Annotated in this window: 1 protein-coding gene; it reads left to right on the forward strand. The window is 61.9% G+C overall.

Annotated elements, in window-relative coordinates:
• Window positions 1-551: hypothetical protein (locus tag U5A67_RS40505; protein WP_321818839.1), on the forward strand; the 551-nt coding region annotated here is incomplete at both ends.

The following is a 551-nucleotide window of genomic DNA, read 5'->3' on the forward strand; positions in this document are numbered from 1 at the left end:
TAATGCGCTGAGCGTGATATCCCCGACGCTCGCCAATACAGGAAACCTGATCGGGACCGCAGTGACCCTCACAGGGTCCACGCTGGTCAATGGACTGACGAATCCTGACGTCTACACACCACCAGTTGCGGTTACGGGCCAGGTGATCACACTGGGGCCCGCGGCCGTGCCGTCTGTGGCGTCCACTACCGTCAATGCGGCGGGACTTGTCACGACACTCGACGGGCGCGCGACTTCTGTCACTGGCTCCGCAGGCCTGACGTCAAACTCACCGATTGGCGTAACAACGGTGAGCGCGCCGGTCTCGCCTTCGGTCTCGACGGTCTCCACGCAGACCTCAGACGTGTCATATCTGGTCACGAGCTCAGCCTCAGCGGTGTCGGATGACCTATCGCCGGAAGCATTGCTTGACCAGTTGCCCGCCAGTCTGCAGCCCGACACGACGGTTTTTTACTATGACCCGTACACCCAGGCGCAGCAGGTCGAGCAGGCGGCGCTTGAAGCAACCGGGCAGTCGAGTTTCTATGGCCTGTCGGCGAGCGATAGCAGCG

The organism is Paraburkholderia sp. J69-1, from assembly GCF_905220255.1.
In the GTDB taxonomy this organism is placed as follows: domain Bacteria; phylum Pseudomonadota; class Gammaproteobacteria; order Burkholderiales; family Burkholderiaceae; genus Paraburkholderia.